Origin of the sequence: Enterobacter sp. DN (assembly GCF_046054285.1) — a bacterium.
Taxonomy (GTDB): Bacteria; Pseudomonadota; Gammaproteobacteria; order Enterobacterales; family Enterobacteriaceae; genus Enterobacter; species Enterobacter hormaechei_C.
In genome coordinates, this window is record NZ_JBJJTG010000007.1 from 61340 (window position 1) to 85723 (window position 24384).

A 24384-nucleotide genomic window follows, 5' to 3' on the forward strand; every position below is an offset into this window, starting at 1 on the left:
CCGAAGGGAATTACCATTGATAACTGACGAAGATCTTGCCGTTGCGGCCATCCTGCGGGATGCCTTGTGGTGACCAGTAGGCTTTGTCGAAGGCGTTCCCCAGCACGAGGGTGGTGGTGATGCCTTTGAACTGCTGCTGACCTTTATAGCTGACGTAGAAATCATTCACTGCGTAGCCAGGCTGCTCGCTGTAGCTGCTGCTGATGTGCGTTGAACGTTCGACGAAGGTGCCGATCCAGCCCACGGAGAAGCCGCTTTGCGCCACGGGGATATCCAGCTTGCTGGTGACGGTGTCCGGGTTGATGCTGGAGATGTATTCGCCCGTGTCGGTATCTTTCCCGCGCGTGCGGTTGTAGGCCACGTCCAGGTTGAACAGACTGGTCGCGTAGGTCGCCATCATGTCCCAGCCCCAGATTTTGGCATTTGGTACGTTATAGGACATGGTGGTGGCCGCCGCAAAATCGACGGTAGTGGAGATGTAATCTTTCGCTTTGGTGTCGAAGTAGCTGGCTTTGAACTCCAGCGCGTCGTTGGCGAGCAGCAGATCGTCAAAACGTAGCCCAAAACCGAACTCCTGGGTTTCGTTAGTTTCCGGACGCAGGTTCGGGTTCGGCACCCAGTAGTTGGTGTAGAAGCTGCCGATAGAGAAGTGCTTCGAGTCGTTATACATCTCGCCCATCGTTGGCGCACGGAAGGCCTGGGCGTAAGAGCCGAACAGCATCAGCCAGTCGGCTGGACTCACGGTTAACCCGGCGCGTGATGACCACTTATCCGCATCCACGTCGTCGTAACCGTCGCTGCTGCCGCGGTAGTTGTCGTAACGCGTCCCGCCGAGAAGCGTTACCGGCAGGTCGCGCAGGGTGATCTCATCCTGCAACCAGCCGGAGCTGAAGTCGATTTTCGCGTCCGGGAAGCCGGTGGTCGCGCCGCCAGGGTGTTGCTCCTGACGATAGTATTCCCCCCCGTAGGTCAGCAGGTGCGAGGCGAAGGAGTCGCTGAACAGGCGGGTGCGGTTTTCCACTTTGCCGCCTTTGGTAGTCTGCTTACGGAACTCGCCGCTGGCGTCGATGTTCTGGGCGTTGATCCGCGCTTCGGACCAGTAAATTTTCGCATCGGCGTTCAGCCAGTCGTTTCCGGCTGGCGCAATGCGGTAGCCAAGCTGGGCATCGCGCTGAATGGTGGAACGATCGGTCATCGGGTTACTGCTGCTGGCATCCGTGGTCTGCGGATTTTTCGGCTCCTGCGCGTCGTTGTTGTAGTAGCGCAGGGAGCCACTCAGCGTCTGCGCCGGATCGATTTTCCAGCTGCCTTTCGCCAGCATATTGTTGATGGATTCGTCGTTTGGCGCCCTCGCGCCGTCACTCTGGCGAATGTCGCCGCGATCGCGGCTGGACCAGGAGACCAGACCGTCCAGGGTATCGGTGCGGCCATAGGCGCTGGCACCCATCCCGATGCTATGATCGCCCGTTGCACCGGTAGCAAATACGCGATAGCCGCTGTTTTTACCTGCATCCAGCAGATCGCTGGCGTCGACGGTGTCATACGAAATTACGCCGCCCAGCGCGCCGCTGCCGTACAGCAAGGCGGAAGGACCACGTACTACTTCAATACGTTTGATCAGCGCCGGATCGAGGAACGTGCTGTTCAGGTGTCCGGTATCAGTGCCCTGGCGCACGCCATCCACCAGTATCAGCACGCCACGGCGGTCATAGCCCCGGAGGTTAACGTCCTGACCGTTGGTGCGCCCGGTGCCGTCCAGCGTCAGACCGGGCACCTTGCGCAGCAGGTCGGCGGCGGAGCTGGCGGTCTGGTTTTCCGGCGCGGTGGCGTCAATCACGCTCACCATCATGGGGGCTTCAAAGGCGCTGCGGGCATTGCCGGTGGCGGTGACGGTGATCTCGTCTGCGGCGGCAAACGTAACGCCCGGCAGGGTGCTGACAATCGCCAGCGCCAGAAGAGACGGGCGTAAAGACGCGGATTGCAGGTGTGGCATAGCAACTCTCCATAAGAATTGAAAAGCGCTGGCTGCCTGGGGATCACCTGGGTGGCTGGCGAATGTGTTGTCTGGTTTATTTAGTCAGGATCAGTTTTCCGGCATTGGTCTGGCGCAGCAGGTAGTGCTGGCCGTCATGCTCGATAATGACCCGTCCCTCCTCACCCAACAGGCTTTTGCTGTCGATTCGGCGATCGGTGGGAGCAGGGGACGGCGCTGTGTGTGTTTTTGTTGGCGTTGCCGCGCTGTTATCGGTCGGTGACATAATGTTTATAAATAACAATCAATGTAACAATGATAATCATTATCAATAAACTGCAAATTCACGGCAAGCGTTTTTGTGAAAATTGTGTGACGGGATCAAATTTGGGGGAGAGGTGCGGTCTGATGCCCTCACCCCGACCCTCTCCCACGGGGAGAGGGAGAAGGGCACGTACCGTAGGCCGGGTAAGCGTAGCGTCACCCGGCAGGATTTTAAAAGCGTGTGTCCACGGCTGAAGCCAGCATCTCCAGCAGCAGCTCGCTGTCTTCCCAGCTCAGGCACGGGTCGGTGATTGACTGGCCGTAGACCATTTGCTGTCCGGCGACGATTTTCTGCGTGCCTTCTTTGATAAAACTCTCCGCCATAATTCCTGCAATGGCGGTCGAGCCGCTGCGGATCTGCTGGCAAACTTCCTCGCAGACATCCAGCTGGCGGCGGTGCTGTTTCTGACAGTTGCCGTGGCTGAAATCCACCACCAGATGCTCCGGCAGGTCAAATTCCGCCAGCGTTTCGCAGGCGGCGGCAATATCTTCTGCATGGTAATTCGGTTTTTTACCGCCACGCATAATGATATGTCCGAACGGGTTGCCGCTGGTCTGGTAGATGGTCATCTGGCCGTTTTTATCCGGGGAGAGGAACATATGGCTGGCGCGTGACGCGCGGATGGCATCTACGGCAATTCGGGTATTGCCGTCCGTTCCGTTTTTGAAGCCCACCGGACAGGAGAGCGCCGACGCCATTTCACGGTGGATCTGGCTTTCGGTGGTACGTGCGCCAATCGCGCCCCAGCTAATGAGGTCGGCAATAAACTGTCCGGTCACCATATCCAGAAATTCGGTGGCAGTTGGCACGCCCAGTTCGTTAACCTGTAACAGCAGCTTGCGCGCCAGCGTAATACCGTGATTCACCCGGTAGCTACCGTTCAGATCGGGATCGGAAATCAATCCTTTCCAGCCCACGACGGTACGGGGCTTTTCAAAGTAGGTACGCATCACGATCTCCAGGCGATCCTGATACGTGCCGCGCAGCGTCTGAAGGCGTTGTGCATAATCCATTGCCGCGTCGAGGTCGTGAATGGAGCAGGGGCCAATCACCACCAGAAGACGTTTGTCTTCACCATTGAGAATTTTTTCGATGCGGCGACGGGAGGCCGTCACATGGTCCGCCACCTCGGCGGATACGGGATGCAGCCGGGCCAGTTCAGCCGGTGTGACCAGGCTATCAATGCGCGCGGTGCGCAGTTCGTCGGTTTTATTCATGGAATGTCTCAGAAATTTTTTGCTTCATCGGCAGACTACCGGGAAGTGATGGGCATCACCTTAAACCAATCCCTGCTGATTTCAAGTTCGGGGCACGTCGCCCCGAGGATGGCATGATAATAACTGAAACCGGAATAATGTACTAGCATATTAGTACATGCGGCGATTCAGCCCCATGATATCAAGGATTTTGGTGGCAATTTCTTCTACTGAATAGTTGGTACTGTTCAGCCAGGGAATTTGATTTTTCCGGTACAGCGCTTCGACTTCGGAGACTTCCATTCGGCACTGGCGCATCGAGGCGTAGCGGCTGTTCTCGCGACGTTCTTCGCGGATCGCTGCCAGTCGTTCCGGGTTGATGGTCAGCCCAAACAGCTTATGCTGGAGCGGCTTGAGCGCGGCGGGCAGCACCAGGTTATCCATATCATCGGCAATAAAGGGGTAGTTGGCGGCGCGAATGCCAAACTGCATGGCCAGGTAAAGGCTGGTGGGGGTTTTACCGCAGCGCGACACGCCGAGCAAAATCACCTGCGCCTGGTCGAGATTGCGCAGGGAGATCCCGTCGTCGTGCGCCAGGGTGTAGTCAATGGCGGCAATACGCGCATCGTATTTGGTCAGGTTACCGGGGTTCAACCCGTGGGTACGGTGGGCGATCGGCGTCGGGTCGAGCTTCAGCTCGCTTTGCAAGGGAGCAACCAGCGCCTGCACGATGTCCTGACAGAAGCCCTCGCTTTGCAAAATGATATTGCGGATCTCAGGGATCACAATGGAATAGAACACCAGCGGACGAACGCCGGTCTGCTGGTAAATGGCGTCGATCTGGTCCTTGACCGCTTTGGCCCGGCTCTCATTTTCCACGAACGGCAACGTGATGCTGTTTATCGATACCGGAAACTGCGACATCACCGCGTGTCCCAGCACCTCGGCGGTAATCGCCGTCCCATCAGAAATATAAAAAACGTGGCGATCGACAGCATTATCCATTTTATCCACCCTGAATAGCGTACGTAATTGCCTGAAAGCATAAATTAAAAAAGTTAATTTCACAGCAAAGAACTTATCTGAATTTAAAATGAAATGGTGTTTTTGATTTTCCTGAAAAGTGGATTTCATTTTCCGAATAGCGGCTTTATTTCTATGGTTTTTGCCGGAATCTATAGGAATCATCGGGTTAGCGAGTGCCGGGAAACTGTCCGAAAAGTTGAAAATTTAAATTGCTTACACGATTCACCGTTTTTTTAGCGGAAATAAATATGCCAGTATAAATACGTAGTCAGGTGTTTCTTACTCCGATCAAATATCACAAAAGGATTGTTTCGATGTCCAACAATGGCTCGTCACCGCTGGTGCTTTGGTATAACCAACTCGGCATGAATGATGTAGACAGAGTTGGGGGCAAAAATGCCTCCCTGGGTGAAATGATTACAAATCTGTCCGGTATGGGTGTCTCCGTACCTAACGGGTTTGCCACAACCGCCGATGCGTTTAACCTGTTTTTAGACCAGAGCGGTGTAAACCAGCGCATTTACGACCTGCTGGATAAAACGGATATTGATGATGTCACCGAGCTTGCCAAAGCCGGCGCGCAAATCCGCCAGTGGATCATCGACACACCTTTCCAGCCGGAACTGGAAAAAGCCATCCATGACGCCTACAACCAGCTCTCCGCTGACGACGCGCAGGCCTCCTTTGCCGTGCGCTCTTCCGCCACCGCGGAAGATATGCCGGATGCCTCTTTCGCCGGGCAGCAGGAAACCTTCCTCAACGTCCAGGGTTACGAGGCGGTACTGGTGGCGGTGAAGCATGTGTTTGCTTCCCTGTTCAACGACCGCGCCATCTCCTATCGCGTCCATCAGGGCTATGACCACCGCGGCGTCGCGCTTTCCGCCGGCGTGCAGCGCATGGTGCGTTCCGACGTAGGCTCTTCCGGCGTGATGTTCTCTATCGACACTGAATCCGGCTTCGACCAGGTGGTGTTTATCACCTCCGCGTGGGGTCTGGGCGAGATGGTGGTGCAGGGGGCGGTAAACCCTGACGAATTCTACGTTCACAAGCCTACGCTGGCGGCTAACCGTCCGGCAGTGGTACGTCGCACCATGGGCTCGAAAAAAATCCGCATGATCTATGCTCCGACGCAGGAGCATGGCAAACAGGTCACCATTGAAGATGTGCCGCAGGAGCAGCGGGATCGCTTCTCACTGACCGACGCCGAAGTGGAAGAGCTGGCGAAGCAGGCGGTGCAGATTGAAAAACACTATGGCCGTCCAATGGACATCGAGTGGGCGAAAGACGGACACACCGGCAAGCTGTTTATCGTGCAGGCGCGTCCGGAAACCGTCCGTTCACGTGGTCAAGTCATGGAGCGCTACACCCTGCACGCGCAGGGCAAAATTGTCGCGGAAGGCCGCGCAATTGGTCACCGCATCGGTGCCGGTCCGGTGAAAGTGATCCACGACATCAGCGAGATGAACCGCATTCAGCCTGGCGACGTGCTGGTAACCGACATGACCGACCCGGACTGGGAACCGATCATGAAAAAAGCGGCTGCCATCGTCACCAACCGCGGCGGCCGTACCTGTCACGCGGCTATTATCGCCCGTGAGCTGGGGATCCCGGCGGTAGTCGGCTGCGGTGACGCGACCGAACGCATGAAGGACGACCAGAAGGTGACGGTCTCCTGCGCTGAAGGCGATACCGGTTACGTGTATGCCGATATCCTCGACTTCAGCGTGAAAAGCTCCAGCGTGGATACCATGCCGGACCTGCCGCTGAAGATCATGATGAACGTCGGCAACCCGGACCGCGCGTTTGACTTCGCCTGCCTGCCGAACGAAGGCGTGGGCCTGGCGCGTCTGGAATTTATTATTAACCGTATGATCGGGGTGCATCCGCGTGCGCTGCTGGAGTTCGACGACCAGGACGCAAAACTGCAAAACGAAATCCGCGAGATGATGAAGGGTTACGACTCGCCGAGAGAGTTCTATGTGGGTCGTCTGACGGAAGGGATCGCCACGCTCGGCGCGGCCTTCTACCCGAAACGCGTGATCGTGCGTCTGTCGGACTTTAAGTCCAACGAATACGCCAACCTGGTGGGCGGCGAACGCTACGAGCCGGAAGAAGAGAACCCGATGCTGGGCTTCCGCGGCGCCGGACGTTACGTGTCGGAAAGCTTCCGCGACTGCTTCGCGCTGGAGTGCGAGGCGGTAAAACGCGTGCGCAATGATATGGGTCTGACCAACGTGGAAATCATGATCCCGTTCGTCCGTACCGTGGATCAGGCGAAGGCGGTGGTTGATGAGCTGGCGCGTCAGGGGCTGAAGCGCGGCGAGAACGGGCTGAAGATCATCATGATGTGTGAAATTCCGTCCAACGCCCTGCTGGCCGAGCAGTTCCTGGAACACTTCGACGGCTTCTCCATTGGCTCGAATGACATGACGCAGCTGGCGCTCGGCCTGGACCGCGACTCCGGCGTCGTCTCTGAGCTGTTCGATGAGCGTAACGAGGCGGTGAAAGCGCTGCTCTCCATGGCCATCCGCGCGGCGAAGAAACAGGGTAAATATGTCGGGATTTGCGGCCAGGGTCCTTCTGACCATGAAGACTTTGCGGCCTGGCTGATGGATGAGGGGATTGATAGCCTCTCCCTGAACCCGGACACCGTGGTGCAGACCTGGCTGAGCCTGGCAGAGCTGAACAAGTAAAACCTGCACAACCTGAAAAAGGCGAGGATATCTGTCCTCGCCTTTTTTATTTTCCTGCGAATATGCTCACCATCACAAATAAAGCAAAAAACCAAATATCATAATTTATCTGTTAATTTAGACAATTGCTAGCGGGCAGGGCGTTGCTAATACTTGAGCCTTACCGCGTACATCCGTCGGGATGATGCGCGACTGGTTGAAATACGTTTTAACCTGATAAAAAGGCAAATAACAATGACAATCTCCTCTGTATTACGTACCAAAGATAAAATAGGTTACGGCCTCGGCGATATGGCCAGCGCGCTGGTCTGGCAAACGGCAACGTTATTTCTCGCTTATTTCTATACGGACGTATTCGGTTTGCCTGCGGCCATTATGGGCACCATGTTTTTAGTGGTGCGCGTGGTCGATGCGTTTGTCGACCCGTGCATTGGCGCGCTGGTGGACCGCACTCAGACCCGCCACGGTCGTTTTCGTCCCTGGCTGCTCTGGTTTGCCATTCCGTTTGGCGTGAGCTGCCTGATTACCTTCTACGTACCGGATGCCGGGGCGACGGCAAAAATTGTCTATGCCTGCGTAACCTATGCCATCCTGAGCCTGATCTATTCCGCGATTAACGTCCCTTACTGCGCCATGCCCGGCGCGCTGACGCTCGACCCGCGCGAACGCCACTCGCTGCAATCCTGGCGCTTTGGCCTGTCGTTTATCGGCGGGTTGATTGTAACGGTCATCGCGCTGCCGCTGGTCTCATTATTAGGCCAGGGGAATGTGCAAAAAGGCTATTTCTATGCCATGAGCCTGATGGGGCTGCTGGGTATTGTTTTATTCTTCTGCTGCTTCTTTATGACCCGGGAGCGTTACTCGCCGCGCAATGACACCTCCGGCTCGATGCTGACGGATTTAAAACTGCTGGCCGCCAATAGCCAGTGGCGAATTGTTTTTCTGTTTAATATTTTACTGTTAACCGCCGTCGTGACGCGTGGCTCTGCGACCATGTATTACGTTAACTATGTTCTGTTACGTCCGGAACTGGTTTTTGCCTTTATTGTTTCCGGCATGGTGGCCTCCTTAAGCGGCGCATTATTATCTGAACGTCTGCTGGGGAAATTTGACCGGGTGCGTGCCTATCAGTGGACCATTATTTCTTTCGTTATTTTTGGCGCGCTGATTTTCTTCATTCCGCCTTCGCAGGTGTGGCTGATATTCGGTCTGAATATTGTGTTTAGTTTTATTCAGAACCTGACCACGCCGCTGCAATGGACCATGTTCTCCGATGTGGTGGACTACGAAGAACACCGTAGCGGCCGCCGCCTGGACGGGCTGGTCTTTTCTACCGCCCTGTTTGCCATCAAGTTTGGGCTGGCGCTGGGTGGGGCGGTGGTCGGTTGGGTGCTTGGCATGGTGGATTACGCTCCCGGTCAGGCAAACCAGGCGCCTCACGTTCTTGCAACCATCAATGCCCTGTTTACCCTGATCCCCTGCGCGCTGTTCCTCTGCATGGTGGCGCTCCTTGCCATCTACAAACTTAACAGCCGACTGGTGGACAGCATCGCCCGCGAGCTGGCCAGCAAACGCGATAGTCGAAACGATACGGGGCAGCTCAGTCCGGCAACCCAATCCGCACTACAGGAGTAAACCATGACTGCGATCTACAAGGACGCGGGACGTTCCGTACACGAGCGTGTCGCTGATTTACTGGCGCGTATGACGCCGGAAGAGAAATTTGCCCAGATGCACGCGTACTGGCTGATCCTTGATGAACACGGCAACCACCGCGAGCGCAGCGATCTGAGCGATGAATTCGCCGGCGTGAGTGAACAGGCGTCCCTCAGCGAAAGGCTGAAGCTGGGCGTCGGGCAGATCACCCGCCCGCTCGGCACGCACATTGTTGATGCAAAAACCGGCGTGCGTGCCGCCAACCGCCTGCAACGCATGATGATGGAGGAGACCCGGCTCGGCATTCCGGCGCTGTTTCATGAAGAGTGTCTGGTAGGGCTGCTGTGCAAAGATGCAACGCTGTTCCCGTCGTCGCTGAACTACGGTTCTACCTGGGACCCGGCGCTGGTGCAGCGCGCGGCGGAGCAGATTGGCAAAGAGGCCCGATCCGTCGGGTGCCAGCAGGGGCTGGCCCCGGTGCTGGATGTCTCGCGCGATGTGCGCTGGGGACGGACGGAAGAGACCTTTGGGGAAGATCCGTGGCTGGTAGGGGTGATGGCGACGGCGTACGTGAAGGGGTTGCAGGGCGATAAGCGCGATCTGCTGGCGACCCTGAAACATTACGTCGGCCACTCCTTCAGCGAAGGGGCGCGCAATCATGCGCCGGTCCATCTCGGTTTCAGCGAGCTAAACGATACCTTCCTGCTGCCGTTTGAGATGGCGGTAAAGCTGGCCAACGCCGGTTCGGTGATGCCAGCCTATCACGACATTGATAATCAGCCAGGGCACAGCGACCATTTTCTGCTCACCACCGTGCTGCGTGAACAGTGGGGCTTCGACGGCATTATCGTGGCGGATTACGGCGGCGTCAGCCTGCTGCACCAGCACCACGGGATTTCTCACGATCCAGCACAATCGGCGGCGCTGGCGTTTAACGCCGGGCTGGACGTGGAATTGCCGAAGGATGACTGCGCGCGTCATCTGGCGGAAGCGGTAGAGCGTGGGCTCATCTCAATGGCGAAAGTGGATGAGATTGTGGCGCGCGTGCTAAGTGAAAAATTCCGTCTCGGGCTGTTTGAAAAACCGTACGCCGACGAAGACGGTATCGATTTGCAGAATGAGGCGACCCGGCAGGTGGCGCGCGAGGTGGCAACAAAATCGATCACGCTGCTGGAAAATAACGGCATTTTGCCCCTCGGCGGAAAACCCCGTGTAGCGGTAGTGGGGCCGACGGCGGACGATCCACTGGCGTTACTGAGCGGCTACAGCTTCCCGGTTCACCTGATTATCAGCGATATGGTTGAAGAGACCTCGCAGGTGACTACCCCGCGCGCGGCGCTGGAACAGTACCTTGGCGCATCACAGGTACGTTACGCCAAAGGGTGCCACATTATCGAAAAACGGATGGCGGGCGCACCGGTGTTCCCGGGCGACAGCGGCGGTAAGCCGATGCAGCAATCGCCGGTTTCACAACGCACGGATTTGATCCCCGACGCCGTGAGCGCGGCAAAAGAGAGTGACGTGGTGGTGGCCTGCGTGGGCGACCTCGCCGGGCTATTCCAGAGCGGCACCGTGGGGGAAGGTTCGGATACCGATTCGCTGGATCTGCCGGGCGTGCAGCAACAGCTGCTGGAGGCGCTGGTGGCAACCGGTAAGCCAGTGATTGTCGTCATGACGGGTGGGCGTCCTTATAACCTTCAGGGGCTGGAAGAGAAGGTGGCCGCGCTGATGATGGCCTGGGCGCCGGGGCAGGAAGGGGGCTGGGCGATTGCCGATGTCTTAACCGGCCGCGCGGAGCCGCAGGGCAGGCTGGTAGTGAGCGTGCCGAAAAACGCCGGGGCGATGCCGTACTACTATAACCACAAGCTGAAAAGCGGCGGCACGCCGTTTGCGTTCCATTTCGGCGCACTTTACCCGTTCGGTTACGGTCTCGGCTGGACGCAGTTTCGCTGGGGCGCGGCCCGCCTGGCGGAAAGCCGCGTCCCGATCGACGGAGAGGTGGCGTTAAGCGTCGATATCACCAACACCGGCGAGCGCAGCGGCAGCGAAGTGGTACAGGTGTACGTACGCGATAAGGTCGCCACGCAGGTGCGTCCGCTTCAGGAGCTGAAAGCGTTCCAGCGCGTTACGCTTTCACCGGGAGAAACCGCCACGCTGACCTTTACCCTGCCGGTGGAGATGTTTAATTTCACCCGCCGGGACGGGAAGCGGATTGTCGAGCCAGGGGAATTTGAGCTACAGGTTGGCGCGTCCTCGGCGGATATACGCGAGGTGGTGAACGTGCTGGTAACCGGGGAGACGCGGGAGCTGGCGGGGGAATGGCGCATGCTCAGCCGCTGTGACATTACACGGGCGTAAAAAGGATAAAAAAAAGCCCATCGTGGGAGATGGGCAAAGACTACACACAGCAATTCGTTGTTTCACTCAGGGGATTTCCATGCTTATAAATCAAGGTGTTGATTTATAACCGTGTCTTAATAGTAGGCATGCCAGGATTTTGAGTCGATCGGATTCGTCTCAATAGTTAAAGGCAGGTAAAGATTTCTTGAAGAGAATGACGGTTTTAGGCAGGAAAAGGCGGGTCTGACCAGTGCACAGAGAATAAATAGTTTAGCAACGTTTAAGTATTGCTGTGGAGAGTGTAGCCGGGTAAGCGTTAGCGCCACCCGGCCTACGTTCTTACTGCGCGTTCTTATCTTCCAGTTCTTCAAGTTCGCTTAAGATGACGTCAGGGTCGGTTCCCGGCGGCGGCACTTCATGCACCCAGGCGGAGAAGAGACGCCAGGTTACCGCAAGCAGCACCGGACCGATGAACAGGCCAATCATGCCGAAGGCAATTAACCCCCCTATCACCCCGGACAGGATCAGAATCAGCGGCAGGTCAGCGCCCATGCGGATGAGGAGGGGACGGATCACGTTATCCATGGTGCCCACCACGCAACTCCAGACCAGTAGCACCGTGCCCCAGGTCGTGTCCCCCGTCCAGTAAAGCCAGATAATGCAGGGAACCAGCACCAGCAGCGGACCGAGCTGAGCCAGACAGGTCATCAGCATGACGACGGTGAAAATGGTGGCATAAGGTACGCCGGAAATTGCCAGCCCGATTCCGCCAAGTACAGCCTGCACCAGCGCTGTGACCACCACGCCGAGCGCTACCGCGCGGACGGCCTGGGCTGCCAGCAGCACGGCCGCATCGCCGCGTTTACCTGCCAGTCGGGTGGCGAAATGACGTACCCCCAGCGCAACCTGCTCGCCGCGCCAGTACAGCAGGGCGCTGAAGACCAGCATCAACGTACAGTGCATCATGAAGCGACCAATGTGCGCAGCCTGCCCCACAAACCAGGTGGTGGTTGTGCCGATGTACGGACGCACTTTGGCCATCAGCGCGCTACCGCCCATCTCCAGCAGGCTGTGCCAGCCGCTGTACAGTTTTGCGCCCACAACAGGAATGCTGTTCAGCCACGCGAGATCCGGCAGCGTCATATCACCGCTGGTGACCGCGCGAATAACCGGGCCGCTACTGTCAACCAGGCTGTTAACCAGCAGTGCAATGGGAATAATAAACAGCAGGAACAACAGCAGCGTCATCACCAGCACGGCCAGGCCGCGGCGACCAAACAGCAGTTTCTGCAAACGTAAGAGTAAAGGCCAGGTGGCGACGACGACGGTCGCGGCCCAGGCAAATCCGAGCACGAAAGGACGAACAATCCACAGACACGCAATAATCATAATGGCTAAGAACAGCACCGACAGCAGTATCTGCGCGACATCCCTGGGCTGACGAAGATTGACCATAAACGAAACTTTCCTTAAATGAACACCAGCAAGGCTGATGGGAATATAAACCGCATCTCTCTAATCATTAGTGATTTCAGCGATTTTTGACAGGCGGATTTTGCCCGTAATTCTACGAAGCACATAAGAAAAAAATGTGATAAAACTTTCCAGACACAACGCAAACGATTTCACACTATTCTCATTAGGGTCGACAGCAATGATCCCACAGATTTCTCAGGCACCGGGCGTCGTTCAGCTGGTGCTTAATTTTTTGCAGGCACTGGAGCAACAGGGTTTTACAGGTGACACCGCCACCGATTATGCCGACAGGCTGACGATGGCGACCGATAACAGTATTTACCAGCTTCTTCCCGATGCCGTCGTTTTCCCGCGCTCTACCGCCGATGTGGCGCTCATCGCCCGTCTGGCGTCGCAGGAGCGTTTCAGCACCCTGGTCTTTACCCCACGCGGCGGCGGGACGGGTACCAACGGGCAGGCGCTGAACCAGGGCATCATCATTGATATGTCCCGCTATATGAACCGCATCATTGAGATCAACCCTGAAGAGGGGTGGGTGCGAGTGGAAGCGGGGGTGATCAAAGATCAGCTGAATCAGTTTTTGAAACCTTACGGCTATTTTTTTGCGCCAGAGCTTTCCACCAGTAACCGCGCGACCATTGGCGGGATGATCAACACCGATGCCTCGGGGCAGGGCTCGCTGGTCTACGGCAAAACCTCCGATCACGTTATGGGTGTGCGGGCGGTGCTGCTGGGGGGCGATATCCTCGATACCCAACCGATGCCGATCGAGCTGGCCGAAACGCTGGCAAAAGAGAGCACCACCAGCGGACGGATTTATCGTACCGTGCTGGAGCGCTGCCGCGAAAATCGCGAACTGATCCTCAACAAATTCCCGAAGCTTAACCGCTTCCTGACGGGCTACGATCTGCGCCATGTCTTTAATGACGATCTGAGCCAGTTCGATCTTACCCGCGTACTGACCGGGTCAGAAGGGACGCTGGCCTTCATCACCGAAGCGCGTCTGGATATCACCCGGTTGCCAAAGGTGCGCCGTCTGGTGAATGTCAAATACAACTCCTTTGACTCTGCGCTGCGTAATGCACCGTTTATGGTGGAGGCGCGGGCGCTGTCGGTGGAAACCGTCGATTCAAAAGTTCTGAACCTGGCCCGGGAAGATATCGTCTGGCATTCGGTGAGCGAACTGATTACCGACGTGCCGGATAAAGAGATGCTCGGCCTGAACATCGTCGAGTTCGCCGGGGATGACGCAGAGCTGATTGAGAGCCAGGTAAGCACGCTCTGCCAGCGTCTGGACGAGCTGATTGCCCAGGGGGAAGGCGGCGTCATTGGCTGGCAGCTGTGTAACGATCTCTCCGGCATCGAGCGAATCTACGCGATGCGTAAAAAAGCGGTGGGGCTGCTCGGCAACGCGAAAGGGGCGGCGAAGCCTATTCCGTTTGCGGAAGATACCTGCGTGCCGCCGGAGCACCTTGCTGATTATATTGTGGAGTTTCGCGCGCTGCTCGACAGCCATGGTCTGAGCTATGGCATGTTCGGGCACGTGGACGCGGGTGTGCTGCACGTGCGCCCGGCGCTGGACATGTGCGACCCGCAGCAGGAGATCCTGATGAAGGAGATCTCCGACCAGGTCGTGGCCCTCACGGCCAAATACGGCGGCTTGTTATGGGGCGAGCACGGCAAAGGATTCCGCGCCGAGTACAGCCCGGCGTTTTTTGGCGAACAACTTTACGCCGAGCTGCGTAAGGTGAAAGCCGCTTTTGATCCCGATAACCGCCTCAACCCGGGAAAAATCTGCCCGCCGGAGGGCATCGATGCGCCGATGTTGCAGGTGGACGCCGTCAAGCGCGGCACCTATGACCGACAAATTCCGATTGCGGTACGCGCTTCCTGGCGCGGCGCGATGGAGTGCAACGGCAACGGGCTGTGCTTCAACTTCGATGTGAAAAGCCCGATGTGTCCGTCGATGAAAATCACCAGCAACCGCATTCATTCCCCGAAAGGGCGTGCCACGCTGGTGCGCGAATGGCTGCGCCTGCTGGCCGACCGCGGCGTTGACCCGCTCAAGCTGGAACAGGAGCTGCCGGAAAAACGCGCCAGCCTGCGCGGGCTTATCGAACGCACCCGCAACAGCTGGCATGCGAACAAAGGTGAATACGATTTCTCGCATGAGGTGAAAGAGGCGATGTCCGGCTGCCTGGCGTGCAAGGCGTGTTCAACCCAGTGCCCGATTAAAATTGACGTACCGGAATTCCGTTCCCGCTTCCTCCAGCTGTACCACACGCGTTATCTGCGCCCGATGCGCGATCATCTGGTGGCGACGGTGGAGAGTTACGCGCCGCTGATGGCCCGTGCGCCAAAAACCTTTAACTTCTTTATCAACCAGCCGCTGGTGCGCAAACTGTCAGAAAAACATATCGGCATGGTGGATCTGCCGCTGCTGTCGGTGCCATCGCTCCAGCGTCGGCTGGTGGGGCACCGCTCGGCGAACATGACCCTGGAACAACTGGAAGCATTAAGCCCTGAGCAGAAAGCGAAGGTGGTGCTGGTAGTGCAGGATCCGTTTACCAGCTATTACGATGCGCAGGTGGTGGCCGATTTTGTCCGACTGGCCGAGAAAATCGGCTACCAGCCGGTGGTGCTGCCGTTCTCGCCGAACGGCAAGGCGCAGCACATAAAAGGTTTCCTCACCCGCTTTGCGAAAACCGCGCAGAAAACTTCAGATTTTCTGAATCGCGTGGCGCAGCTCGGTATGCCGATGGTGGGCGTCGATCCGGCGCTGGTGCTCTGTTACCGGGATGAATATAAGCAGACGCTCGGCGATAAGCGCGGTGATTTTCAGGTCTTACTGGTGCACGAGTGGCTGCCTGCGGTGCTGACGCAAACGCCCACTCAGGAGGTGAGTGGAGAAGCCTGGTATCTGTTTGGGCACTGCACCGAAGTGACGGCGCTGCCGACGGCGCCTGCCCAGTGGGCTTCTATCTTTGCCCGGTTTGGCGCGAAGCTGGAAAGCGTTAACGTGGGCTGCTGCGGTATGGCCGGAACCTACGGCCATGAAGTCAAAAACCACGCTAATTCGCTCGGCATTTACGAGCTGTCGTGGCATCAGGCGATGCAGCGCCTGCCACGCAACCGCTGTCTGGCGACGGGCTACTCCTGCCGCAGCCAGGTGAAACGGGTGGAAGGTAACGGCGTCCGCCATCCATTGCAGGCTTTACTGGAGATTATCGGATGATCTGGAAACGTGCGGTCACGCTGGAGGCCTTAAATGCCATGGGCGCGGAGAACATGGTCGGTTTGCTGGATATCCAGTTCACGCGCATTGGCGACAACGAACTGGAAGCGACGATGCCGGTAGACAGCCGTACTCATCAACCGTTTGGCCTGCTGCACGGCGGCGCGTCCGTCGTGCTGGCCGAAACGCTGGGGTCGGTGGCGGGCTACCTGTGTACGGAAGGAGAGCAGAAGGTGGTGGGTCTGGAGGTCAATGCCAACCACATTCGCTCCGTTCGCAGCGGGCGCGTGCGCGGCGTCTGCCGGGCGCTGCATGCCGGAAGCCGTCATCAGGTGTGGCAGATTGATATCCTGGACGAGCAGGATCGCCTGTGTTGTTCATCCAGGCTGACGACGGCCGTTGTGTAAAGTTTTCGGATGTCTTGTTTTTGGTCAAAAATTAGCCGCCTGATTGTGATATACTGGTCACGTTTTGAACATAAGCGAGGACATCATGGATACTGAAATAACCCCAACACAGCTGGCAATTGAATATTTACGTCGCGATAAAAGCAATCTGTCTCCCGCCCAGTACCTGAAAAAGCTGAAACAGCTTGAGCTGGAATTTACGGATTTGCTGGCGCTCTCTTCAAACGAACTGAAAGAAGAGATCTACTTTGCCTGGCGGTTGGGCGTTCACGTCCATTAAGCAGTGAAGAAAAGGCCGCAAGCGCGGCCTTTTTTGTGTCTGACATTCAGTATCTGGCAGGCAGTTTGTTAATTTTAATCAGCCGGCCTTCTTCCATTTCGATGAACCCACCCGTTTTCAGATCAGCCAGGATCCGCATTACGCCACTGCGGGAAAGATGGGTTTTATCCCTGATATACCTTTCCGCCGTCACGCTGCGTCGGTAGCTGTCATCTTCCTGCATCAGCAGCACGAGCTGCTGGCGAATCATCTCGTACGCGGTTGGCGCGCCTTTCGGCATGACGTTGTGATAGAGGCGGTTATAGACAAACATCAGATGATTAGAAAGCAGCCCCCACAGCGCCTTCTCTTTGATAATTTCAGCCACCCGATCGGTCGTGAGCACACCAATCAGGCAAGGCGTTACCGTTCGGAGGTAGTCATTAAAATAAATGTCCGTCAGGTTAGCGAGGCCAAACAGGGCGGGACTGCGCGCCGTTGAAAGCATCATGTCGTCGCTTCTTCTGTATATGGCGACCGTGCCGTCAAGAATTAAATAACACATGCTCTGCCCTTCAACCTGGAGATCAAGTTGCTCGCCGGGATCGGTTTTATGCGTGGCGCAGTGCGGCTGTAAATGAGAAATCAGTTCCTGAGCATAGGGAGAGCCGCGATGCGATGGTTTGTCAGAAGACATAGCGTTAACCTGGAAAGAGACTGTACTCTCTATAGTGTCGCTCTTCTTTTCCACCTTCTCCAGAGATAAATACAGCCTCAGTACTTACGGGGTAAGTGATGGATCTCTACTAGTACGCCACGCTCCATGGTGATGTATTTCCCCGTCCGCAACTCCGCGAGGATCCGCATAATGCCGCTGCGTGAAAGATAGGTGCGGCTTTTGATATAGGCCGCGGCGGTAATGTTTTGTCTTATGGCTTCCGGCTCCTGCATCAACTCAACCAGTTGAAAGCGGATAATGTCATAAGCCGACATTTGCGATATCTGGGCACAATGTTCGTAGACGCGCGATGCGGTGTAGATCAGCAGGTTTGAGAAGTGCTCCCATAAATTCTGTTGTGCGACAACATGATTGAAACACGCCAGCGAAACGCTGGCCACCTCTGAGGTTTCCAGCGCTCTGACGTACAGGTGTTCAGACGATAACTGGCTGCTCACGCCGAGTATAAATGGCGCGGATTCAGAATTTAAGACGATACCGTCCCCGCGACGGTGTAACGCCACGCTGCCATGCAACAGTAAAAAGCATTGACGGGTATCGCCGGAGCAATAATGGATAATTTCTCCTCTGGCAATAATGCTTCTCTCCGCATGCGGCAAAACATTATCGATTATTTTTTCAATGTGCTTAAAAGGCTTAGCGCCGAGCACTGTTGACTTATCAATATCTGACTCAGGCGCGAAACGGGTATTCATGTGAAACCTCACTGACTGATGCGATCATTTTTTGATCGGCATAAAGAATTATCTTAAAAACCAGCAGATCAGGGAATGTTTGCGGCGAGTCTAATTATAGACTCGCTTTTTTTTGAGTCTTAATTAATTGAAATTGAAACCTTTTTTATTCAGGTCTAAAAGTAGACTTTGGCCATTATTCTTAAGGTGTTTCCGAGTGAATATGTTTTGTAATTGTTAAAAGAGGGTCTACAGCTAGACCTCAAAATTGATTGTATGCGGAAAAAGAGTTGTATAAATTTTGACTCGTCGGAAGGTCTTTTGTTTCTGCAACTGAATGTCGGTAATAAATAAAGTAATACGGGATATAAAATTATGAATACAAAATTGATGATGGCAATGTTAGCGGCAGGTTCTGTACTCACCATGACCAATGCATTCGCAGCGGCCGGTACCGTTAATTTTAACGGGAATATTCTGGATTCTGCCTGCGACGTTGATGTGGCATCCCAGAATCAGGTGGTGGTATTAGGCGATTATTATAAAACGGAATTCCCGACAACCGGGGCGAGAACGGCTGCGACGCAATTCAATATTATTTTGAAAAACTGTCCGGTAACGGTCACCAATGCAAAAGTCCGTTTTGACGGCACGCCGGATTTAACCAACGCTAGCCTGCTGGCGATTGATACGTCCGTGGCGGGGGCGGCCACCGGGGTGGCGATTAACCTGATGACGGCAGATAAAGCCGATCTGCCGCTGCACGGCAGCAACAGCTATATTTACCCGCTCAGCAGTACGGCTGATAATACGCTGAACTTCTACGCGCAGTATATCTCCACCGCGGCATCCGTGACCGCGGGCCCGGCTAACTCGGTCGCAAACTTCTCAGTGGTATACAACTAAGTCATTGCAGTAATCAGCAGGGGGCCGCCCGGCCCCTTGTTTTATGAGGTATTAAAATGCGTTTTATCACGACAACGGGCCTGGCTATGGCGCTGTTACCGCTGACGTTAACATCCGTCAGTGCAGGAGTAATTATTGGCGGCACCCGTATTATTTTTGATGGGACTAAAAAAGAGGCGTCAATAGGTATTACTAATCCTGATAACGTTCCTTATTTAATCCAGTCGTGGATAGATGTTCAGGATGAATAATCGGGTAAAGCGCCTTTTATTATTACGCCACCACTGTATCGGCTGGACGGCGGGCAAAAAAACCTTGAGCGTATTGTCATGACCGGCTCACTGCCTCAGGGGCGGGAGAGTTTATTCTGGCTGAACATTAAAGCTATTCCTTCAGCCTCAAAGCAGATGAACTCGCTGCAAATTGCCGTCAAAACGCGCATCAAATTAATTTATCGACCAGAGACTCTTCGTGCGTCTACCCCCGAGGAGCAAGCCAATAAATTAACCTGGCGTCGTGCGGGAAATACCCTTCAGGTTAATAACCCTACGCCGTACGTTATCAATTTCAATGAAATTACGTTGGGTAATAAGAAGCTTGACGATGTCACGTACGTGATGCCTTCAGGCACAGCCCGTTTTCCGTTACCGAACGGAACCAGTGGCAATACGCTGACGTTTAAAGTCATTAACGATTATGGCAGCCCTGGCGAATTACACCGGGCCAGTTTGTGATCCTTACGCGTTAATCAGGTGTTCGTCATGACAACGGCATTGAATGCAATGCAGCCTGCGCGCCTGGCAATATTTATTGCCCTCGCGCTTGCTGGTGTCTCTCCCACACTGTATGCCAGTGAGACGTTTAATACGGAACTGGTAGAGCTGGATAATCCCGGAATGGGAAAAGCGGATTTATCTGCCTTTGAATCCGGCTCGCAGGCGCCCGGGACATACCACGTTGATATTATTCTTGACGATCGGCTGCTGGAAACGCGGGATATTCGTTTTATGGCAGTGAAGGATGCTAACGGCAGTGAAACGTTGCAGCCTTGCCTGAGTATCGGGCAGTTAAAAGCGTGGGGCGTGAAAACGGCGCTTTTCCCACAGCTTGCCGCCGGGGAAGGTGAATGCGCCGATCTCAGGGCGATCCCACAGGCCAGCGCGGATTTCCAGTTTGGCGCCCAGCGTCTGGCGATTAGCATTCCACAGGCGGCTATAGACCTGCCAGCGAGAGGTTACGTTCCGCCGGATATGTGGGATGAAGGCATTACCGCGGCCATGCTCAACTACAGCCTGAGCGGGGCAAACAGCCGGGCAAGAAGCGGGGCAGGCACCCGCAGCGACAGCCAGTATGCAAACCTGCGGCCGGGGATCAACGTCGGTCCCTGGCGGTTACGCAACTACACCACCTGGTCCCGCGATGCGTCCGGCCAGGATAAGTGGGACAACGTCTATACCTTGATGCAGCGCGCGATTATTCCCCTGCAAGCCCAGCTTACGCTCGGAGACAGTTCCGCGCCTGCCGATGTCTTTGACAGCATGCCGTTTCGCGGCGTCCAGCTGGCGTCCGACGACGATATGCTGCCGGATTCCCTGAAAGGCTATGCGCCGGTGGTGCGCGGTATTGCGCGAACTAACGCGCAGGTCGTGGTGCGTCAGAATGGCTATCAAATCTACCAAAGCTATGTGGCACCGGGCGCGTTTGAGATCGCGGATATGTATCCCACCGGCGGCGCGGGCGATCTTGATGTCACGATCGTCGAAGCTGATGGTAGTGAGCAACATTTCACCCTGCCGTACGCTTCGCTGCCGGTCCTGCAACGGGAGGGGCGCCTGAAATATGCCCTTACCGCCGGGCAGTATCGCTCGTATAACCGTAGCGTGGAGAAAACCCCCTTCGGGCAATTGACCGGAATTTACGGCCTCCCTCACGGTATTACGCTCTATGGCGGCGTCCAGGGGGCAGATAAGTACCAGTCGGCGGCTCTGGGGGTGGGCAAGAATATGGGCGATCTCGGGGCTGTATCCGCAGACGTCACTCAAGGCTGGTCAACGCCGGAGCATGCCGCGAAAACAAACGGTCAGTCGTGGCGGGCCCGATACAGCAAGAATTTTATCAATACCGGGACCAACTTTTCGATTGCCGGGTATCGCTACTCGACCCGCGGCTATTACGGGATGCAGGACGTCCTCGATTCTTACGGCGACAGCAGCGCGCTTCATGACAGGCGACGTAACCGTGCCGAGCTGACGATGAGCCAGACGCTGGGGGACAACCTGGGCGCGCTTACCCTCAGTGCGGCGCGGGAAGATTACTGGAATGACGGTAAGTCGATGGCTTCGTGGAGCGTCGGCTATAGCAACTACTGGCACAACATCAGCTATGGCCTGACATGGACTTACAGCAAAAATGTCCGCTCAGCGTCAGAAACCCGCGACAGCCAAAAAAAAGCTGACCATGACCAGCTTCTGGCGTTCAACGTCAGCATTCCGCTGGATAAATTTTTGCCGCAGACATGGGCTAACTATGGCATGAACGCCAGCGGGAATAACGGGACGACGCATAACGTCGGCCTGAACGGGGTAGCGCTCGAGAACCGTGCCCTGAGCTGGAACGTACAGCAGGGATACGGAACAGAGGGTGTGGGCTATACCGGCAATGTTAACGCGGACTACAAAGGCACCTATGGCGAAGTCACGGCAGGTTATGGTTATGACAAAAACAGTGAACGCCTGAATTACGGGCTGCAAGGCGGCATTCTCGCCCATGCTGATGGCATCACGCTTTCCCAGCCGCTGGGGGAGACCAGCGTCTTAATCAAAGCTCCTGGCGCCCACGACGTGGATATCCGCAATCAGCCCGGTGTACGGACAGATTTTCGCGGATATACGGTCGTGAGCAACCTTTCTGTCTACCGGAAAAACGATCTCACCCTCGACCCGGAAACGATGCCGGACGATGTCGAGCTGGAGATCAACACTCGCACGGTGACGCCGACGCGGGGAGCGGTGGTGAGAGCCGATTATCTGCCGAAGTCAGGTCGCCGGGTGCTGATGACCTTGATCGACAACGACCGCGCCGTTCCGTTTGGGGCGGTGGTCACCCTTGTAGGTGATGACAGCGGCAGTTTTATTGTCGGCGATCGCGGTCAGGTCTATTTAACCGGGATGCGCGAGCAGGGAACGTTAGTCGCTACATGGGGAAGTCAATCCAGTCAGCAATGCCGCGCTGATTTCACGCTGCCGAATCACTCAACGTACGGTGGGATCGCTGATATGCGCGCCACCTGCCGTCAGGAACGCTAACATGAAATGTCTTAACGCGATGCTGCTGCTCTGTTTGCTCGCGGCGGCAAATATGGCTCGTGCCGGTACCTGCACCACCATCACCCCGCAGCTTTCCACCCTGTCCGTGGGGACGATCAACGTGCAGCGCGATGCGCCTGTCGGCACGGTGGTATTTTCTGGCGCGGCGTCAGCCACAGGCTCCTATCTTACCGGGTGTACGAATCCGCTGATGCTGGGATTCAGCCTGCGCTACAACGGCGCCACGTTGAGCAGCTACGGCAACCATGTTTACAACACGAACGTCAGCGGGATAGGGATACGCTTTTCTTCCAACGGCTATTTTGAAAACCCGAGCAATACATTTTCCTACAATGCGCAGACCTCCTATGTGGACTGGTACGGCGGGAGGATTGAGCTGGTGGTGACGGGCCCGGTCTCATCGGGGGTATTAACCCCCGGGACGATCGGCGTCGTGACGCTTCAGGGAAGCGATGGCCTCTACCGTGACGGTCTGACCACGCAGCTCACCTCCGGCACCATCAATGCTCTGGCGTGCACGGTGAATACGGCCCAGCTGACGTTTCCGATAGGGGATATTCCCGCCTCGGCGTTCGGCTCCACGGTGGGCACCACGCCAGCGGGAGCACAGAACACGCAAAACCTGGGCCTGACCTGCGCCGCCGGAACCAATATTACGGTCTCGCTCAGTGGAATACAGAACCCGGACAGCGCCAATACCAGCGTGATGGCCTTAACCGGGCAGGGAAATGCCGGCACTGCGAAAGGGGTGGGAGTGCAGCTTATCTATAACGGTGCACCGCTGGTGATGAACAGCCGACTATTCTTGCGGCAGTCTGCCGGGGGGCAAGAGACGTTGCCATTAACGGCCCGGTATTACCAGACGTTAACCCGCGTGGAGTCAGGTTCAGCGAATGCCTCCGCCACCCTTAATTTGACCTACCAGTAGCAGGTAAGAAGATGAAAATAAGATGCAGGACACTGCTTTTACTTGCCTTACTCAGCGGGAAGGTATGCTCCGCTGATAGCGTCAACATCGGTGTGACGGGAAATATCGTTGCGTCGCCGTGCATATTTAATGGCGGCAGTAACAGCCTCGATGTCAACCTGGGCAATATTCAGGCAACCAATATGGCGACGCCGGGCTCAACATCGGATCCGGTGCCTTTCAGTCTGCTGTTTACCCAGTGCCCAACGGGAACGCAGAGTGTGACCGTCGCTTTCACCGGCAGCCCCGATCCCGAGGCGGGAGCGGACTATTTCATGAACAGCGGTTCGGCCACGCATGTGGCGATAGCCATGCGCGATGCCCAAACCGGCGCGCTTAAAGGAACAGGCACCAGTATGACCCAGACCATTGCCGTGGACAGAACCGCGACAATGGCTATGCTGGCCTCGGTAAAATCCATGCCGGGAGGCGCCACGCCGGGAAGCATCAGGGCAGTTGTGGTAATGACGATGCAGTACAACTGAATGCCGGTGACAAGCCTTTATTAAAGACGTTGGTGTGAACTATGTTAAATATTCTGATTCAGGAAACGGATCTGTTTTTTCAGGCTGGGCTACAGAGCTTTTTCGACGATTTTTTTAAGCATAACTTTCATCGCTCCATCACATTTCACCTGGCGCTGACCAATGAAAACGTCAGCCAGGCCGATATTATTGTTCTTTCATTATGTCAGGGGGAAACGCTGACCTGTTTTCCGGAGTTACTGGCCCGGCAAAAAGGAATTGTGATAGGTCTCGTCGACGATGAGCTGCGCTTTTCGGCGCTGCCTTCCTGCTTTCAGGACATTATTTTTCTTCCGCGCCGGGCGTCGCTTGACCGTATTAGCGGCGTTCTGTTTATCGCGTGGTTCAGGACGCAATTACCAGGTTACACGTTGAATAAAAAGACCTGTTTCGACTGCCAGCATAAAGGTTTATCCCGGCAACAGATTCGTATCATGGTCAATTTTTACCGGGGGCTGTCGGTGGTGCAGACCGCGAACGCGTTGAAGATGAGCGAAAAAACGGTCTTTACCCATAAATATATGATGATGCAGAAATTTAATCTGCGAAGCGATTACGAGCTGATCGTACTGTTGAGAAGGCTGATGGAGAAAAAGAGCCGTCCGAACCTGCTTCGCGATTACCTGGAAAATAATTATGCACAACAGATAACGTAAAACAGCA

At 55.8% G+C, this 24384-nt stretch carries 18 protein-coding genes, 1 other RNA gene and 1 pseudogene; 12 read left to right on the forward strand and 8 right to left on the reverse strand.

What is annotated here, in order from left to right:
* Positions 1-10 precede the first annotated feature (10 nt).
* From ACJTMZ_RS16530 to ppsR, 4 genes are all read right to left on the reverse strand, one after another.
* Positions 11-1993: a TonB-dependent hemoglobin/transferrin/lactoferrin family receptor gene (locus ACJTMZ_RS16530; protein WP_017693583.1), complete on the reverse strand. Its 1983-nt coding sequence runs from the start codon at positions 1991-1993 to the stop codon at positions 11-13.
* A 76-nt stretch (positions 1994-2069) separates the two neighbouring features.
* Positions 2070-2258 (reverse strand): hemin uptake protein HemP, encoded by a 189-nt coding sequence (hemP, locus tag ACJTMZ_RS16535; protein ID WP_015570723.1) that lies wholly within the window; start codon positions 2256-2258, stop codon positions 2070-2072.
* Positions 2259-2467: 209 nt separating this feature from the next.
* Positions 2468-3514: a 3-deoxy-7-phosphoheptulonate synthase AroH gene (gene aroH, locus ACJTMZ_RS16540; protein ID WP_032670070.1), complete on the reverse strand. Its 1047-nt coding sequence runs from the start codon at positions 3512-3514 to the stop codon at positions 2468-2470.
* A gap of 150 nt (positions 3515-3664) precedes the next feature.
* Positions 3665-4498 (reverse strand): posphoenolpyruvate synthetase regulatory kinase/phosphorylase PpsR, encoded by an 834-nt coding sequence (gene ppsR, locus ACJTMZ_RS16545; protein WP_017384644.1) that lies wholly within the window; start codon positions 4496-4498, stop codon positions 3665-3667.
* 335 nt (positions 4499-4833) lie between these two features.
* Here ppsR and ppsA point away from each other — a divergent pair, with 335 nt between their 5' ends.
* The 3 genes from ppsA to ACJTMZ_RS16560 all read left to right on the forward strand — a co-directional run bounded on the left by ppsA (position 4834) and on the right by ACJTMZ_RS16560 (position 11226).
* A complete protein-coding gene (gene ppsA / locus ACJTMZ_RS16550; RefSeq protein ID WP_023296353.1) occupies positions 4834-7212 on the forward strand; it encodes a phosphoenolpyruvate synthase in 2379 nt (792 codons plus the stop codon).
* A gap of 234 nt (positions 7213-7446) precedes the next feature.
* Entirely contained in the window at positions 7447-8847 is a 1401-nt protein-coding gene (locus tag ACJTMZ_RS16555; protein ID WP_032648070.1) for an MFS transporter, read from the forward strand.
* 3 nt (positions 8848-8850) lie between these two features.
* On the forward strand, positions 8851-11226 hold the full coding sequence (locus ACJTMZ_RS16560) for a glycoside hydrolase family 3 N-terminal domain-containing protein (protein ID WP_163294436.1): 2376 nt from the start codon (positions 8851-8853) through the stop codon (positions 11224-11226).
* A 5-nt stretch (positions 11227-11231) separates the two neighbouring features.
* Here the strand turns inward: ACJTMZ_RS16560 and rprA are convergent.
* An RNA gene (rprA, locus tag ACJTMZ_RS16565) (antisense sRNA RprA) lies at positions 11232-11339 on the reverse strand.
* A 208-nt stretch (positions 11340-11547) separates the two neighbouring features.
* The gene (gene ydiK, locus ACJTMZ_RS16570; RefSeq protein ID WP_015570721.1) at positions 11548-12663 is read right to left on the reverse strand and encodes an AI-2E family transporter YdiK; all 1116 of its coding nucleotides are present in this window, start codon (positions 12661-12663) and stop codon (positions 11548-11550) included.
* 199 nt (positions 12664-12862) lie between these two features.
* Between ydiK and ACJTMZ_RS16575 the strand changes: the two genes are divergently transcribed.
* From ACJTMZ_RS16575 to ACJTMZ_RS16585, 3 genes are all read left to right on the forward strand, one after another.
* Entirely contained in the window at positions 12863-15919 is a 3057-nt protein-coding gene (locus ACJTMZ_RS16575; protein WP_032103720.1) for an FAD-binding and (Fe-S)-binding domain-containing protein, read from the forward strand.
* Positions 15916-16326: a 1,4-dihydroxy-2-naphthoyl-CoA hydrolase gene (gene menI / locus ACJTMZ_RS16580; RefSeq protein ID WP_015570720.1), complete on the forward strand. Its 411-nt coding sequence runs from the start codon at positions 15916-15918 to the stop codon at positions 16324-16326. The genes ACJTMZ_RS16575 and menI overlap by 4 nt, the downstream gene beginning before the upstream one ends.
* A gap of 85 nt (positions 16327-16411) precedes the next feature.
* Positions 16412-16606 carry a YdiH family protein gene (locus ACJTMZ_RS16585; RefSeq protein WP_003857766.1) on the forward strand — a complete coding sequence of 65 codons (195 nt, stop codon included), beginning with the start codon at positions 16412-16414 and terminating at the stop codon, positions 16604-16606.
* A gap of 46 nt (positions 16607-16652) precedes the next feature.
* Here the strand turns inward: ACJTMZ_RS16585 and ACJTMZ_RS16590 are convergent, their stop codons facing one another.
* Positions 16653-17282, reverse strand: coding sequence for a helix-turn-helix domain-containing protein (locus ACJTMZ_RS16590; RefSeq protein ID WP_015570719.1), 630 nt, complete (start codon positions 17280-17282; stop codon positions 16653-16655).
* A 77-nt stretch (positions 17283-17359) separates the two neighbouring features.
* On the reverse strand, positions 17360-18019 hold the full coding sequence (locus tag ACJTMZ_RS16595) for a winged helix-turn-helix transcriptional regulator (protein ID WP_015570718.1): 660 nt from the start codon (positions 18017-18019) through the stop codon (positions 17360-17362).
* 354 nt (positions 18020-18373) lie between these two features.
* Between ACJTMZ_RS16595 and ACJTMZ_RS16600 the strand changes: the two genes are divergently transcribed.
* From ACJTMZ_RS16600 to ACJTMZ_RS16625, 6 genes and pseudogenes are all read left to right on the forward strand, one after another.
* A complete protein-coding gene (locus ACJTMZ_RS16600) occupies positions 18374-18904 on the forward strand; it encodes a fimbrial protein (protein WP_015570717.1) in 531 nt (176 codons plus the stop codon).
* Positions 18905-18960: 56 nt separating this feature from the next.
* A pseudogene (locus tag ACJTMZ_RS16605) lies at positions 18961-19638 on the forward strand (molecular chaperone).
* 27 nt (positions 19639-19665) lie between these two features.
* On the forward strand, positions 19666-22209 hold the full coding sequence (locus ACJTMZ_RS16610; RefSeq protein ID WP_408626946.1) for a fimbria/pilus outer membrane usher protein: 2544 nt from the start codon (positions 19666-19668) through the stop codon (positions 22207-22209).
* A 1-nt stretch (position 22210) separates the two neighbouring features.
* The gene (locus ACJTMZ_RS16615; protein WP_015570714.1) at positions 22211-23158 is read left to right on the forward strand and encodes a fimbrial protein; all 948 of its coding nucleotides are present in this window, start codon (positions 22211-22213) and stop codon (positions 23156-23158) included.
* An 11-nt stretch (positions 23159-23169) separates the two neighbouring features.
* Positions 23170-23682 carry a fimbrial protein gene (locus tag ACJTMZ_RS16620; RefSeq protein WP_047365641.1) on the forward strand — a complete coding sequence of 171 codons (513 nt, stop codon included), beginning with the start codon at positions 23170-23172 and terminating at the stop codon, positions 23680-23682.
* A gap of 41 nt (positions 23683-23723) precedes the next feature.
* The gene (locus ACJTMZ_RS16625) at positions 23724-24377 is read left to right on the forward strand and encodes a LuxR C-terminal-related transcriptional regulator (protein ID WP_015570713.1); all 654 of its coding nucleotides are present in this window, start codon (positions 23724-23726) and stop codon (positions 24375-24377) included.
* Positions 24378-24384 lie beyond the last annotated feature (7 nt).

Bases quoted from the DNA above. Each gene is read 5' to 3' on its own strand.
- ACJTMZ_RS16530 (WP_017693583.1), bottom strand. From the start codon at position 1,993: ATGCCACACCTGCAATCCGCGTCTTTACGCCCGTCTCTTCTGGCGCTG.
- hemP (WP_015570723.1), bottom strand. From the start codon at position 2,258: ATGTCACCGACCGATAACAGCGCGGCAACGCCAACAAAAACACACACA.
- aroH (WP_032670070.1), bottom strand. From the start codon at position 3,514: ATGAATAAAACCGACGAACTGCGCACCGCGCGCATTGATAGCCTGGTC.
- ppsR (WP_017384644.1), bottom strand. From the start codon at position 4,498: ATGGATAATGCTGTCGATCGCCACGTTTTTTATATTTCTGATGGGACG.
- ppsA (WP_023296353.1), top strand. From the start codon at position 4,834: ATGTCCAACAATGGCTCGTCACCGCTGGTGCTTTGGTATAACCAACTC.
- ACJTMZ_RS16555 (WP_032648070.1), top strand. From the start codon at position 7,447: ATGACAATCTCCTCTGTATTACGTACCAAAGATAAAATAGGTTACGGC.
- ACJTMZ_RS16560 (WP_163294436.1), top strand. From the start codon at position 8,851: ATGACTGCGATCTACAAGGACGCGGGACGTTCCGTACACGAGCGTGTC.
- ydiK (WP_015570721.1), bottom strand. From the start codon at position 12,663: ATGGTCAATCTTCGTCAGCCCAGGGATGTCGCGCAGATACTGCTGTCG.
- ACJTMZ_RS16575 (WP_032103720.1), top strand. From the start codon at position 12,863: ATGATCCCACAGATTTCTCAGGCACCGGGCGTCGTTCAGCTGGTGCTT.
- menI (WP_015570720.1), top strand. From the start codon at position 15,916: ATGATCTGGAAACGTGCGGTCACGCTGGAGGCCTTAAATGCCATGGGC.
- ACJTMZ_RS16585 (WP_003857766.1), top strand. From the start codon at position 16,412: ATGGATACTGAAATAACCCCAACACAGCTGGCAATTGAATATTTACGT.
- ACJTMZ_RS16590 (WP_015570719.1), bottom strand. From the start codon at position 17,282: ATGTCTTCTGACAAACCATCGCATCGCGGCTCTCCCTATGCTCAGGAA.
- ACJTMZ_RS16595 (WP_015570718.1), bottom strand. From the start codon at position 18,019: ATGAATACCCGTTTCGCGCCTGAGTCAGATATTGATAAGTCAACAGTG.
- ACJTMZ_RS16600 (WP_015570717.1), top strand. From the start codon at position 18,374: ATGAATACAAAATTGATGATGGCAATGTTAGCGGCAGGTTCTGTACTC.
- ACJTMZ_RS16610 (WP_408626946.1), top strand. From the start codon at position 19,666: ATGACAACGGCATTGAATGCAATGCAGCCTGCGCGCCTGGCAATATTT.
- ACJTMZ_RS16615 (WP_015570714.1), top strand. From the start codon at position 22,211: ATGAAATGTCTTAACGCGATGCTGCTGCTCTGTTTGCTCGCGGCGGCA.
- ACJTMZ_RS16620 (WP_047365641.1), top strand. From the start codon at position 23,170: ATGAAAATAAGATGCAGGACACTGCTTTTACTTGCCTTACTCAGCGGG.
- ACJTMZ_RS16625 (WP_015570713.1), top strand. From the start codon at position 23,724: ATGTTAAATATTCTGATTCAGGAAACGGATCTGTTTTTTCAGGCTGGG.